This is a genomic window from Nocardia sp. NPDC051052, from assembly GCF_044456045.1.
Classification (GTDB): domain Bacteria; phylum Actinomycetota; class Actinomycetes; order Mycobacteriales; family Mycobacteriaceae; genus Nocardia.
In genome coordinates this window covers 39296-52898 of sequence record NZ_JBITFL010000008.1, presented here as the reverse complement: position 1 = coordinate 52898, position 13603 = coordinate 39296, and the positions used below count along the sequence as shown (strand labels likewise).

Here is a 13603-nt window from a genome sequence, read left to right as displayed (position 1 = left end):
ACCGTCACTTAACGCAAATCAATTGCTTTTACCGTCGAAAAGGAACGCCGATGACCGCATCCCCCTCCTGGACAATTGGCGACCTCACCATCCACCGCATCGATGAGGTCGCGCTGCCACGACCCACCGGCGCCTGGCTACTCCCCGCCGCCACCCCCGAGCTGGTAGCCGAAAACCCTTGGCTGCAACCAGATTTCGCCGACAAAGACGGCATTTTGAACATGAACAGTCACACCTTCGCCGTGACGATCGGCGGGTTGCGGGTTCTCGTCGACACCGGCATCGGCAACGGCAAGGCGCGCGCGAACCCTGCCTGGAACAAGCTCGACACCGACTACCTTCAGCGTCTCGACTCGGCAGGATACGCACCGGAGTCCATCGATCTCGTCGTACTCACCCACCTGCACACCGACCACGTCGGCTGGAACACCCAGTGGCACAACGACAGCTGGATTCCGACCTTCCCCAACGCCCGATATCTCACCTCGCGCACCGAATGGCAGTTCTGGGCCGACTACGACATGGACGAGCCCCGCCGGCAGATGTTCGACGATTCCATCCACCCGATCAACGACGCCGGGCTCCTCGACATCCTCGACGTTCCCGACTCGGGCCTGGAGGTAGCACCAGGCCTGCGCCTACTCCCCACTCCCGGCCACACACCCGGACACCTCGCCGTCCAACTCGGCAGCGCCGCGCTGATCACCGGCGACTGCATCCACCATCCCGTCCAATTCGCCGACCCCACCATCGGCAGCTGCGTCGACATCGACCCACGCCGCGCCGAGACCTCCCGCCGCGCCCTGCTCCAATCCCTCACCGGCACAAGCACTCTCCTGCTCGGCACGCACTTCCCGCCGCCCACCACAGGTTTCGTCGTCAGCGACGAGGGTGCCTACCGGCTCATCCCGGCTTGAAAGGTCGGCGGATGGTGGCGGTTCGCGGTGCGCCCGCCACCATTGCGCCTCGGGGTCCGGCCGAGTTGGTGCGAGGTAAAGGTCAGTGCCTGCAGAGCCATTCGGTGCCGTAGTGGGCGGCGTCGCCACCGGTGAGGTGAACCCAGCGGCCGTCGCCTTCACAGGGGGCACCTTCGACCGGTGTCGAGTTTTGCGGGGTCGTCGAGGGGGTCTCGACCGGCGGCGGGGTGGTTTCGGGGCCGGCGCCATGATTGGGATTGGTGCAGATTGTGCCTTCGCAGGGCACCCAGGTGCCGTCACCGTTGGGGTTCTGGATGGCATCGGGACCGATGTAGCTGCCCTGCGGGCAACCCGGATCCTGGTTCTTGGCACAGTATTCCGGGCTCAGGTTGTTGTTGGTGGAGCCGTCGGCACCGCGCTGTTGCTGGCTGGTGGGCGGTGGTGGCGCCACCGTCGTGGTGATGGGGGTGGTCGGTGCCGCCGAGGTGGTGGTCGTCGCCTTCGGTGTGGTGGTGCTCGGTGCCGGTGTCGAATCGTCCGAACAGGCTGCCGCACCGCAAATGGCGACCATCCCGATCAGGACTGCCAGTACACGTTTCATCATTCCCGCCTCTCTCGAAAACCACGAACCCCTTGCCGGTCATTGGTGTCGCCGGGCGATCAGCGGATGCAATCGCGCAGACAAGTCTCCCGGTGGGCGCGCTCGCCGTGACGTATTACCAGCCCGCAGCGGTGTGTCTCCCGATCCTTCGGGGACAAAGGTCGGCGAATCGACCGAGCCGAACTCGAATTCGGCTTGGTCGATGGCGGCGGCGACCGGCGACGAGACCAGGCGTCCGCGGCCCAGGCACCGCACGCGCCATTGAAAGGCACGGATTACTGTGTGCGAGAGCGGTATTCGTGCCACCGATGCACTGCGGTTTGCACGGCGCCCTCGTCTTCGGTGGCGTGAGCGCCGGAAGCGCCCGCGGCGCCGAGCACCACGCCGTCATCGGTGATCAGGATGCCGCCGGCGAAGGGGATGAAGTCGCCGCCGTTGAGGTGTTGGATGCTGTCGACGATCGCGCCCGGCAAAGCGATTTGCCCCGATGGCTGCAATGCCAATAATGCGGTGCGGGCCTTGGCAACAGCGATCCGGCTGGTCATCGGCATGCCACCGTCGGCGCGGCGTAAGACGATCGCCGCACCACTCACGTCGAGGACGGCCACGGCCAACGGCGGGAAACCGCGCTCTGCGGCGACCTCCAGCGCGGACGCCACCAGCCAGTCGGCATCGGCCAAGGTCAGTCCGGGTAGTCGAGGGGTCTCGCTCATGAGCTCGAATCTAGCGGAACAGACCTTGCGACAGAGGACGCCAGGGTGGGGCCAGCACTACCGGAAAGAAGGGTGTCTGCCGGATAGCAGGGATGCCCCGACGACCCATAACGTGATCGAGTCCGCAGCAGAAGGGAATCACCTTGCACATCAGGGTATGTGATCGATCGTTGGCCGCCACCGTGGCTACGGGAGTACTGGCCGGCCTCTTGGCCACATCTTGCAGTTCGACAGGAACCGATCGCGCCGAGCCCGCCGCCGATACCGGACGGGCGAAAATCACTGCGGCCCTGAACAATTTGATCTCGGTCGACCATCTGCCCGGCGCCCAGATCGTGATCACCGATGGCGGCCGGGCGTGGACCGCGACCGCCGGTGCGGGCAACGTCGAACAGGGCACACCCTTCCCGGACCAGGCGCGGGTCCGGATTGCCAGCAACACAAAAACATTCGTGGCAACGGTCATGCTACAGCTGGTGGCCGAAGGCAAGGCTGAGCTGGATGCGCCGGTAGCACGCTATCTGCCGGGCGTTGTGCACGGGCCAGGCATCGACGGGAATCAGATCACGATCCGAAACCTGTTGCAGCACACCAGCGGAATCCCGGAGTACGCGGCCGAGTTCGGCGTGCCTCCCAAGCCGGGACAGATCGAGACCCACGACGAACAAGTGCGTTGGGGGATAACAGATATGACGGAGGTCGTGCGCAACGCCCTCACCGCGCCCGCCGATTTCGCACCGGGCGCACAGTGGGCCTATTCCAACACCAATTACGCACTCGCGGGAATGATCATCGAAAAGATCACCGCGAGCTCGCTCGGCGCGGAGATCACCCACCGCATCATCGAGCCCCTCGGCCTATCCGACACCTACTACCCGAACCCCGACGAAACCGACATCCGCGGCCCGCATCCCCTCGGCTACAGCGAGATCGACGGCAAACTGATCGACTACACCAGCCAGAACGTCACCTCGGCAGGCGCGGCGGGAGCGATGGTCTCGAGCGGCGCGGACCTCAATCGTTTCTTCACCGCTCTCCTGGACGGAACCCTGCTGCCACCCGCCGAGCTGGCAGCGATGAAAACCACGGTCCCCCTTGGCGTTCCAGACTCCGACGCGGCCTACGGCCTAGGCCTGCTCTACCACCGACTCCCGTGCGGCAAAGACAGCTGGGGCCACGGCGGCGACATCGACGGCTTCGAAACCCGCGGCGGCGCAACCACCGACGGCCGCTCCGTCACCATCATCACCAACCAGGTCCCCAACACCCCCGAACCCACCCAGCACATCAACCAGCTCGTCGACACCGCCCTCTGCCCTATCACCTGACAACAACGTCAAGGGCCGGGGCTGGAGGTCAGGCTGTGAACAACGTCGATCCCCAGTAGTCGTCGGCGCCGAGCCCCGGCGGGACCGCGAACACCGCTGAACCGACGTGCTTGATGTATTCGTTGAGGGCGTCGTTGCGGGCGAGCTTTTCCTGCATCGGCACGAACTGGGTTTGCGGGTTGCGGCAGTAGGCAATGAAGAACAGTCCGGCGTCGAGGTGGCCGAAACCGTCGGAGCCGTCGGTGAAGTTGTAGCCGCGGCGCAGGATTTGGATGCCGCCGAGTTCTTCGGCCGAGGCCAAGCGAACGTGGGCGTTGGCATCGACGAGCGGCCCGGACGGTCCCGCCGACTGCAGATCGAGTTCATCGAACTCGTCCGCGCCGCCCATGGGCGCCCCGGTGCCCTTGGTGCGGCCGATCACCCGTTCCTGCTCGTGCAAGGTGGTGCGATCCCATGGCTCGATCAGCATGCGGATCCGGCGGGTCACCAGATACGAGCCGCCTGCCATCCATGCTTGGTCGTCGCCGCGATCGACCCAGACGAATTTGTTGACGGTGTCGTGATCCTCGGCCTTGATGTTTCGCGTTCCGTCCTTGAACCCCAGCAGGTTTCGCGCCGTCGTCTGACTGGTGGAGGTCGAGGAGGTACGACCGAAACCGAGCTGCGACCAGCGCACCGACACCGCGCCGAAACCGACGCGCGCGAGGTTGCGGATCGCGTGCACCGCGACCTGCGGGTCATCCGCGCAGGCCTGGATGGCGATCTCGCCGCCACTGCGCGCCGGTTCGAGGGCGTCGCCGGTGAACTTCGGCAGATCGGTGAGCGCCTTCGGTTTACGCGCCGCGATCCCGAACCGGTCGACGCCGTCGGCGGTGGTGAACAGCGACGGACCGAACCCGATCGTCAGCGTGAGCCGCGAGGGCGACAGATCGAGCGCCTCACCGGTATCGGTCGGCGGTTTGTACGCGCCGGCACCGATGGCGCCGTTGTGCGCGGCCTCGCGCCCGGAGGTCATCCGCTCCGCCATCAGCGTCCAGGTCTTCAGCAGATCGATCAGCTCGGCGCGCGATTGCGTGTGCACGTCGAACACCGCGAAATGCAGCCGGTCCTGCGCGGCGGTGACGATGCCTGCCTGGTTGGTACCGCGGAACGGCACCGAGCCGGAGGCGGTGGCCGCCGAGGCCGGACTCGACATCCGCCCGGCCAGCACCCCGGCCCCGGCCGCCGCGACGCCGATACCCGCTGATCCGATCAGGCCGCGGCGCGAGATGCCGCCGCGACCCGCGGTCTCACGATCCCGCGACAACGCCCTGCACCTGACTCACGACCGCGGACAGCGCGTCGATCTGGCGCGCGAGTGCGGCGCGCTGATCGTTGTTGACCGTCTCGTAACTGACATGCCCGTCGCCCTGCCGGTACTTGGCCAGCTCGCTGTCGAGTTCGGCGAAGCGCCGGTCGATCTGGGCGCCGAGCTCGGGGTTGCGCTCGTCGAGGATCGGGCGCAGGCTCGCGATCGCCGCCTGCGAACCGTCGACGTTGGCCTGGAAATCCCAGAGATCGGTGTGCGAGAACGTGTCTTCCTCGCCGGTGATCTTCGTGCGCGCGATTTCGTCGAGCAGACCCTGCGCACCGCCGGCGACCTGGACCGGATCGACGGCGTAGCCCGCCGCGTTCACCCCGGCGACGAGTTCGCCGATATCGGAAAGAAGCTGGTCGGCAAGCTGGTTGGTGTCGGGCTGCAGACCCTGCCTCCACAGATCCTTCTCCAGCCGGTGGAATCCGGTCCATTTGTCGCCCGCGGCGACATCGGCTTCACGCAGATCCAAACGCGGGTCCAGATCGTTGGGGAAGCTCTCGGCGACCGGTTCGATGCGCTCGTAATAGGTGCGGGTCACCGGGTACTGCTTCTTGGCCGACTCGATATCGCCGGCTTTGATCGCGGCGACAAACGATTTCGTGGTCTCCTGCAGCGCGGTCAGCTGACTCTGCAGGTAGCGCTTGTAGCCGTCGGCCGCGTCGGCGAGTTTGCCGGTCTCGTCACGCTTTTGCGCCTCGCCGGTCACGGTGAAATCGTGCCGGATTCCGTCGCCGACCATGCCCGGCTTGCACGCGGTCTGGTACTTGCCCGGCTCGGGTACCGACACGATCAATTGACGAGTGAGGCCGGGGCCGATGTTCTCGATCTCACCGATGACGCGTTCGCCGGTGCCGTAGACGTAGAACTCGGTGACCTTGGTCCCGTTGTTGGCGATCCGGAAGGTCACGGTGCCGGTGTCGGCCGAATCCTTGGCCACCGCGCAGGTGGAGTCGTCGGCGGTGACCGCGATATCGCCTGCCGCCGCGGTGTCGGTCTTGCTGGTGCACGACACCAACAACGCGGGAACTGCCACCGCGACCGCGATCGGGAATATGGAGAAACGCACGGAGAGTGGACCTTTCGTTGTCACGGCTTGGCCGCGGTATCTGTCGTGGAACGAGTCGGCTGGTGCGCTCTCGCGGCGGACACCGGGCGCAGGAACAGGAACAACACCACGACGACGTAGAGGAGCCAGGCGAGTACCTGGAGCACGGTCGGGTCGGCGCGGAAGTTGAAGATGCCCTGCGCGACCGTGCCGTACCAACTCGACATCGAGAACCACGACGAAATGTCGAAGGCGTTGCGGGCCAATCCCGGCAGCCAGTCCGCGGTCTGCAACGCCCGGATGCCGTAGGCGAGAATCCCGGCGGCGACCACGATCAACAGCACACCGGTGTATTTGAAGAAGGTGGCGAAATTGATCCGGACGGCGCCCAGGTACATCAGCACGGTCAGCACGGCGGCGACGGCAATCCCTAGCAGCAAACCGATCAAGGGCCATTGACTGCCCGCGGTGTTCTCGGCGTATCCGACCATCAACAGCGCGGTCTCCACGCCCTCCCGGCCGACCGCGAGAAAGGCCAGCGACACCACCGCGACCGGACCGACATCGAGCGCGTGCGACAGGCCCACCTTCAGATCTCCGGAGATGGACCGGGACGCCGTCCGCATCCACAACACCATCCACGTCACGATCACCACCGCGGCCAGCGACGCGAGCCCGGCGATCAGCTCCGCGGCGATGCCGGTGACCGTGGAGGTGCCGTAGCGGATGCCGACGAAGATCGCGACGACCATGGCGACGGCAGCACCCACCCCCACCGCGACCCACTTCAACGACTCGCGGCGCTGCGACTTCACCAGAAAGGCCACCAAAATCATGACCACGATTCCGGTTTCGAGCCCCTCACGCACCCCGATCAAGCCGCTGCCGAACAATTGAGCGGCGACCGAAGGTGCGCCGGAAGCAAACGCCTGTTCTCTCACATCCACTCCCAGTCGAACCAAACCCAGCCTAACCACAGTTCGGCAAGGCAAACCTAGTGTTGCACGCAGATCGGCAGTTTCGAAACCCGGTCCGGGAAGGTTGACGGGTGACTCGGTCCACGATCCGGCGCACCCGCCCGACGGACTGGGGAAACGTCTCGGCCGCCACCAGGACCCGGCACCGCGACGGTCCCAACAAGGAAGGGCCAACTGGGGAAACGGGCGTCGTCATGAAATTGGTTGTCTTGCCTGACAATTGAGGCGCGACGCGGCGCTTGTCGCACGGTGACGCTGGAGGGCTCGATGACTTTTGTGACCGCGCTATTGGTAGCCGGCTTCCTCGGGGCAATGCCGATGCCCGCCGCGCCGACCGGCGCGGTCTGGCTCCACGACGACAGTTATGTGTCCGCCGGACAAGCCAACGCCTACATCGATGTGCAATGCCCAAAGGGACAAAAGGGATGGACCCTGACCATTCATCTCACCGCGGTCAAGCCCGGCCAGCCGACGGCCACCGGGTCGGTGATCAACTCGCCGGTGACCTGCGACGGTGAAACGCGGTGGCGACAGCACCCACTCACCGTCCGCCCCGACAACGCACCGTTCTTCGCCAGCCACACCGAGCAGAACGCGGGGGTCGCCGAACTCCGCGACCCCACCGGCATCCTGGCCGGCACCAGCACCCGGCGGATCGTCTTCTACGCGTGGGACTGACCGCTCAAATGGCGATGGCCCCCGAACCAAAACAGTTCGGGGGCCTCGAACAGCCAAGATACACCGCGGATCCGACTCGGCGTGGGGGATTCGCGAAAATCCGATGACGGTGTCAGCACCAGGGCAGACGCACCGCTTCGAGGTCTGGTGCGGCTCGCAGTGCCTCGGTCAGCTCGGTGGGGCCTGCCACCTTCGTTCCGCAGAGGTCCCAATCGGACCAGGTGATCCAGGATCGGTCGGCGGCCCACATGTTGGAGGGCGAGCCGTGGCCGCTCGGGTGGTCGTACAGGTCCGCGGCGTCGCCTAGCGGGCCCGAGACGGTGACGCCGGAGTCGAACTCGCCGCTGGCGCCAGGGCCGAAATAGGCGATGCATGGCGTGTCCACGCCGCCAGGAGACCACGCGGTCAGCACCTCGATCATCGCCAGCCACGACTCCCGGTCGAGGGAACCCTCGGCGGGCGGGCGAATGCTCACCCGCCAGCTCCCGCCCGGGCGTGCGCCGGACAGGCTGCTGAAGCTGGGATACTTCCCCTCTTCGACGACCGGCTCACCCACCCGAGCCGCGAGTTCGGTCCAGCGCAACCTCCGCCAGCCCGGACCGGGATGCTCGGATCGGCCCAGGTCGTTGCCGGGCACTGACGCCTTGGCGTCGAGGTTGACGCCGTTGATGGCCGTCGGTTGCGCGAGTCCGGCCGCCAGTCGCCGCTGCCACCGCTCGTCGTAGGTGAGTTCCGTTGCGCCCGACTCGTGCTCGTACATCGCGTGCAACAGCCACGCCGCGTCGGGCCGCGCGTCGATCTCGTACCCGCACCACCCGACATCGGTGTCGGGCGTGCCGAGCCACGAAACCAGCTCTCGATCCGCAACAGTCCAGGTCACAGTGGGCAAGCGTACCCAGGGCTCAGCGGTTCACCAGGGCTCGGCCGAGAAGGGGAAGCAGGCGGTCCCAGTGACGTTGCAGCGCCGCGGGATCGAAGGCGTCGGTATCGGACATGGTGAAGCCGTGCACGGTGTCGGGGTAGATCTCGGCGGCGTTGTCGAATCCCGCAGCATCAAGGGCTCGGTTGAGCTCGTCGACCGACTCGGACGGCATGTCGTTTTCGGCGAGGCCGAGGTGGGTGTGCGCGGGAAGTTCGGGGATGAGGTGGTGTGGGCTGTCGGGTGCGTCGGTGACCAGGGCGCCGGGGTGGAATCCGGCGACGGCGGCCACGCGGTCGGGGTAGGCGGCCGCGGTGCGCATCGCCAAGACGCCGCCGAGGCAGTAGCCGATCACGGCGACCGGTCCGGTGCCGACCTCGGGCTGAGCCGCGAGGAATTCGAGGTAGGCGTCGGCATCGCGCAGGACGCGTTCGGCGGTGTGCGCCATGACCAGCGGGATCAACTGGGCCGCGACCGCGGGCCGAATCTCGTGGGTGATGTGCTCGGGAAGCTCGACCAGAGGTGCCGGGCCGTCCCGGTAGAGGAGGTTGGGGACGAGCACGTAGTAGCCGTGCTCGGCCAGTTCGCGGGCCCGTTGCTCGAGCACGGGTCGCACGCCGAAGACGTCCATGTACAGCAGCACTCCCGGGTGCCGCTCGCCGTCGTCGGGGCAGGCGGCGAAAGCGTCGGCCTGGCCGTCCGCGGTGGGAATCTGCAGTGTCCTGGTGTCGGTGGAAATAGTGGGTCTTCCTTCCTTGGGCTGATGTCACATCGTTAGTGAGATAAACAGTTATGACACAAACGACGGTAGATCGTTAGTCGCACTAACGCAAGTAGGTATGCTTCCCGCATGACCACGACGTCACCGCGATTGCGCGCACTGCCCAGCCGGTTGTTGAGTCAGGCGGCGACTCATGGCGATCGACTGGTGTCCGAAGGTCTGGCGCGGATCGGCGCGCGCAAGTGGCACTACGCGGTCCTGGCCACGCTGGCCGACGCGGGACCGGCCAGCCAGGCCGAAATGAGCAGGCGCACCGGCATTTACCGCAGCGACATGGTCGCGGTACTCAACGAGCTCGAGCGCGACGGCTATGCCCACCGAGTGCCCGACCTCGACGACCATCGGCGCAACGTCATCACACTGACCACATCCGGCACCGCGCGGCTGCGCGAACTCGATACCGTATTGGCCGGCCTGCAACGCGAATTGCTGTCCCCGCTCACCGCGACGCAACGCAAACAGCTGGCCGAGTTGCTCACTCAGCTCGTCGACCATCACGACAGCCCCCAGTAACGGCCGGCAACCAGGTAGTCCGTTCCGGAAACTTCGAGTATTCGATACTCGTGCTGCGGAACGGCGGACGGGTGGATGCTGGCAGCTGCTCGATATTCAACGGCAGATATCGATTTAGGTCGCGATTGCCGGACCCGGTAATGCTCAGCTCAGCATGTTCTCGATCAGGTCGGCGGCTCGCGTGGTGCCGCCCTCGGCCGCTGTGTCCGCGCACAGTTGTGCCGAGCAGCGGGCCACCGCTGGATCCGCGATCAATTCCTGCAGGGCCTTTCTCAGGTTCTGAGCTGTCGCGTTCTGAGTGTCGATGCGGCGAGCCACACCCAACTCGACGAGCCGGTCCGCGTTCATGAACTGCTCGGCGCCCTGCGGCACCGCGATCATCGGGACGCCTGCCAGCAGCCCTTCGCCGCAGCCGCCCATGCCCGCGTGGGTGACGAAGGCGTCCGCCTGCTCCAGAATCGCCCGCTGCGGAACCCAGGAGTGCACTTCGACATTGGCCGGGATGTCGCCGAGTTCGGTTGGGTCGGTGTACTTTCCGATCTGCAGCACGACGTGCCAGCCGGGCAGATCACCGAAGGCGCGCAGGCACTGGCGGTAGAACTCCAGCTGGCGGGTGTAGGCCGAGCCGAGGGAGATCAGCAAGACGTTCTCCGCATCCGCCGGGCGCGTCCATCCTTCCTCTGATTCGCGAGTGCCGAAGCACGGACCGACGAATGTCACTGTGCCGGAGTCGGTTTGGTCGGCGTGCGGTTGCATCGCCTTGGGTATCAAGGCCAGAGCACGGTCGGGCATGCCGGAGAACGCGTCCACCTCCCGGGTGGCCGCGTTGCTCTCGATGAGCCACCGCGCGAACTTCTCCCGGTAGGCGTCAGCCCCGGGCAGCTGCCGAATCTGCGCTGCCACCTCCTGGTCATAGCCCTTCCAGGCCACGAAGGTTGGCGACAGCTGGACGATCGGGCGGCTCTGCGCCTCGGCGAGTGCCCGCCCGGCATAAGCGCCGACGTCGTAGAGATAGAGGTCGGCGGGGTCGTGATCGTAGGCGGCGCGCAGCTGCGGGAGTGATTGAATCGCGTTGTCCAGGAATAGATTCATGGTCTCGACAGGATCGGCGGGCCAGTTGTTGTCGGCCACCGGCAAAATGGCGGTACACGGAACCAATTCCGCGCCGGCCGCGGTGATCAGGTCGCCGACCACCGGGTCGTTGGCGTAGGTCACGCGATGGCCACGCGCCACCAGTTCACGGATGAGCGCGAGACTCGGCAGGACGTGGCTGACGATGGGAATGCCGGCCATCGCGATGTGGGTACGACGTAAAGGCATTGCGGTGTCGCTCATTTCAGGTCGGCGGCGGCTTCGAGGTCGGCGATGGTGCCCGACATGATCGTCCGTATGTGTTCGGTGAGGTGTTCGACGGGCCAGTCCCACCAGGCCACTGCCAGTAGCCGGGCAATGTCCTTGTCGTCGTAGCGGGTTCGGATCAGACGGGCCGGATTACCGCCGACGATGCCGTAATCGGGCACGTCGCCGGTGACGACGGAACCGGTGCTGATGATCGCGCCGTGACCAATCCGCACGCCGGGCATCACCGTCACACCGTTGCCGAACCAGACGTCGTTGCCGACGACGGTGTCGCCCCGGCTGGGCAGGCCGGTGAGCAGGTCGAAGTGGTTCGACCACGAGCCGCCCATGGTGGGGAACGGGAAGGTCGACGGGCCGTCCATGCGATGGTTGGCGCCGTTCATGATGAACCGCGTTCCGGTGCCGAGCGCGCAGAACTTTCCGATGACCAGCTTCTCGGGGCCATAGTGGTACAGCACGTTTCGGGTTTCGAACGCGGTCGGGTCGTCCGGGTCGTCGTAGTAGGAGTACTCCCCCACCTCGATCAGGGGCGAGGTGATCAGCGGCTTCAACTGCACTACGCGCGGCTGGCCGGCCATGGGGTGCAGCACGGTCGGGTCGGCGGGAACGGAATCCTTGGGCACAGCGAATCTCCTTCGTTGCGTTGGTTTTTCGGGTATCAGACGGTCGCCGACGCGCGCAGGTCGAGGCGAGCGCCCCGCCAGCGGGCACGCAGCCGGCGATCATGGCTGACAATGACGAGAGCGCCGCGGTATTCGGCCAGCGCGGTTTCCAGCTCTTCGACCAGACCGGGCGACAGGTGGTTGGTGGGCTCGTCGAGCAACAGCACATCGACGGGCTCGGTAACCAACCGCGCCAAGGCAAGTCGCTGCCGCTGCCCGGTGGACAGGTTCTCGACGCGCGTCGTGAACTGGGCACGGCTGAACAGGCCGAGCGCGGACAATCGTTCGGCGTGCTCGGCGGCTGCTCCCCCGCGACCGCGGGCGAAGGCGGCAAGCAACGTCTCGCCTTGGCCGGCCGGCCGCGGCTCCTGCGCGAGGTAACCGACTGTGCCACTGCGTGTTACGTAGCCGCTGTCCAGAGCGAGCGTGCCTGCCAGCACGCGCAGCAACGTCGATTTACCCGCACCGTTCTGGCCGGTGATCAGCAAGCGGTCGCCCGTATTGAGCGTGACACTCGTCCGATCGAGCCTGCCCTCGACCGCGATGTCGGTGGCGTCGAGCACGCTGCCCCGCGCCCGCCCGGCCCGCATCGTAGCAGCGAACCGCAGCGGTTCCGGCGGCGGTGGCACCGGGTCGGCGAGCAGCCGACGCAGCCGTTCCTCGGCATTGCGGACCCGGCTGGCCAGCGACTGCTGCACCCGTCCCCCGGCCCGGTCGTAGGCCATCTTGTTGTTGTCCTTCATCGCCCGGCCCGGCGCGACATCGCGGGCGGTGGTGGCGGCGACCTCGCGCAGCCGATCGGCGTCGGCTTGCCATTGCGCGTGCGCCTGCGCCCACCGCTGCCGCGCCGCCGCCTTCTCGGTCAGGAATCCCGCATAACCGTTGCCGTAGCGGATAACTCGCTGCCGGTCCGCGTCGACCTCGAGCAGACTGGTCGCGACCCGCTCGAGGAAAACCCGGTCGTGCGAGACCGTCACCGTCGTGCCGCGACGGGCACGCAGGTGGTCTTCCAACCAGGTCAGGGCGTCGTCGTCGAGATGGTTGGTCGGCTCGTCCAGCAACAGCACCTCGGTGCCCGCCGCCAGCACCGCGGCCAGGCGCAGCCGGACCTGCTCGCCGCCGGACAGCCCGTCGACCGTGCGGTCGCGGTCCACCAGACCCAAGCCGAGGCCGTGCAGCGCCCGTTCCACCCGAGCGTCGGCGTCGTAGCCACCACGAAACTCGAAAGTGGTTGTCAGCTCGCCGTATTCGGCCAGGCCCGACTCATCGCCCGCGGCCATCGCGTCCTCGAGGCGGCGCAGCCGCAGTTCGATCGCGCGTAGTTCGCGCAGCGCCCGGTCGATGACCTGCTGGACGGTCATGTGCGGCGGGAGTTGTTCGTCCTGAGTGAGGTAGCCGACGCCGCCGTCGGCCTGGACGACGATCTCGCCGTGATCGGGCTGTTCCCGCCCGGCGAGCAGCCGGAGCAGGGTGGTCTTGCCGGATCCGTTTTCGCCGACGATGCCGGTGCGCTCGCCCGCGGCGAGCGAACACGTCACCTCATCGAGCACACGCCTGCCGTTGTAGGACTTGCTGACCGCGAGCGCGGTGATCTGGGTTGGCATATGCACACTCCGAAGCATTCGAGGAGGACATGGTCATCGGGGACCACAGGACCGGGTGAACACTTCGGTTGAGCATCGACCTACCTCACTAGTGCGACGGTTGTTGCATTAGCATAGTGTCACAGCTTGCCCCCTTCGAGCAACCGGAA

13 protein-coding genes and 1 pseudogene are annotated in these 13603 nt (G+C 66.4%); 4 read left to right on the top strand and 10 right to left on the bottom strand.

What is annotated here, in order from left to right; translation table 11 throughout:
* Positions 1-50 precede the first annotated feature (50 nt).
* The gene (locus tag ACIBCN_RS26935) at positions 51-917 is read left to right on the top strand and encodes an MBL fold metallo-hydrolase (RefSeq protein ID WP_396994455.1); all 867 of its coding nucleotides are present in this window, start codon (positions 51-53) and stop codon (positions 915-917) included.
* 82 nt (positions 918-999) lie between these two features.
* Here ACIBCN_RS26935 and ACIBCN_RS26930 read toward each other — a convergent pair.
* Positions 1000-1353, bottom strand: a pseudogene (locus ACIBCN_RS26930) (hypothetical protein); the annotation flags it as partial.
* A gap of 440 nt (positions 1354-1793) precedes the next feature.
* Complete coding sequence (locus ACIBCN_RS26925; protein ID WP_396994454.1) at positions 1794-2231, bottom strand: heme-binding protein; 438 nt, start codon at positions 2229-2231, stop codon at positions 1794-1796.
* Between the two features lie 299 nt (positions 2232-2530).
* On the opposite strand from ACIBCN_RS26925, the gene ACIBCN_RS26920 reads away from it, so the two are divergent.
* Positions 2531-3559 carry a serine hydrolase domain-containing protein gene (locus ACIBCN_RS26920; RefSeq protein ID WP_396994453.1) on the top strand — a complete coding sequence of 343 codons (1029 nt, stop codon included), beginning with the start codon at positions 2531-2533 and terminating at the stop codon, positions 3557-3559.
* 28 nt (positions 3560-3587) lie between these two features.
* On the opposite strand, the gene efeB is transcribed toward ACIBCN_RS26920, so the two are convergent.
* From efeB to efeU, 3 genes are read right to left on the bottom strand one after another with little or no spacing between them, the layout of a single operon-like run.
* Complete coding sequence (gene efeB, locus ACIBCN_RS26915) at positions 3588-4865, bottom strand: iron uptake transporter deferrochelatase/peroxidase subunit (protein ID WP_396994452.1); 1278 nt, start codon at positions 4863-4865, stop codon at positions 3588-3590.
* A complete protein-coding gene (gene efeO, locus ACIBCN_RS26910) occupies positions 4849-5982 on the bottom strand; it encodes an iron uptake system protein EfeO (protein WP_396994451.1) in 1134 nt (377 codons plus the stop codon). The genes efeB and efeO overlap by 17 nt, the downstream gene beginning before the upstream one ends.
* A gap of 20 nt (positions 5983-6002) precedes the next feature.
* Positions 6003-6902: an iron uptake transporter permease EfeU gene (gene efeU, locus ACIBCN_RS26905; RefSeq protein ID WP_396994450.1), complete on the bottom strand. Its 900-nt coding sequence runs from the start codon at positions 6900-6902 to the stop codon at positions 6003-6005.
* A 303-nt stretch (positions 6903-7205) separates the two neighbouring features.
* Here efeU and ACIBCN_RS26900 point away from each other — a divergent pair, with 303 nt between their 5' ends.
* A complete protein-coding gene (locus ACIBCN_RS26900; protein WP_396994449.1) occupies positions 7206-7616 on the top strand; it encodes a hypothetical protein in 411 nt (136 codons plus the stop codon).
* 112 nt (positions 7617-7728) lie between these two features.
* Here ACIBCN_RS26900 and ACIBCN_RS26895 read toward each other — a convergent pair whose 3' ends face one another.
* Together ACIBCN_RS26895 and ACIBCN_RS26890 are read right to left on the bottom strand one after the other, a co-directional pair.
* Entirely contained in the window at positions 7729-8496 is a 768-nt protein-coding gene (locus tag ACIBCN_RS26895) for a hypothetical protein (protein ID WP_396994447.1), read from the bottom strand.
* 22 nt (positions 8497-8518) lie between these two features.
* Entirely contained in the window at positions 8519-9247 is a 729-nt protein-coding gene (locus ACIBCN_RS26890; protein WP_396994794.1) for a dienelactone hydrolase family protein, read from the bottom strand.
* A 138-nt stretch (positions 9248-9385) separates the two neighbouring features.
* Between ACIBCN_RS26890 and ACIBCN_RS26885 the strand changes: the two genes are divergently transcribed.
* Positions 9386-9829, top strand: a complete 444-nt coding sequence (locus ACIBCN_RS26885) for a MarR family winged helix-turn-helix transcriptional regulator (RefSeq protein WP_396994446.1) — start codon at positions 9386-9388, stop codon at positions 9827-9829.
* Between the two features lie 144 nt (positions 9830-9973).
* On the opposite strand, the gene ACIBCN_RS26880 is transcribed toward ACIBCN_RS26885, so the two are convergent.
* From ACIBCN_RS26880 to abc-f, 3 genes are all read right to left on the bottom strand, one after another.
* Entirely contained in the window at positions 9974-11164 is a 1191-nt protein-coding gene (locus ACIBCN_RS26880; RefSeq protein WP_396994445.1) for a macrolide family glycosyltransferase, read from the bottom strand.
* Complete coding sequence (locus tag ACIBCN_RS26875; RefSeq protein ID WP_396994793.1) at positions 11161-11766, bottom strand: CatB-related O-acetyltransferase; 606 nt, start codon at positions 11764-11766, stop codon at positions 11161-11163. The genes ACIBCN_RS26880 and ACIBCN_RS26875 overlap by 4 nt, the downstream gene beginning before the upstream one ends.
* Positions 11767-11846: 80 nt before the next feature.
* Entirely contained in the window at positions 11847-13454 is a 1608-nt protein-coding gene (abc-f, locus tag ACIBCN_RS26870) for a ribosomal protection-like ABC-F family protein (RefSeq protein WP_396994444.1), read from the bottom strand.
* Between the last annotated feature and the right edge of the window lie 149 nt (positions 13455-13603).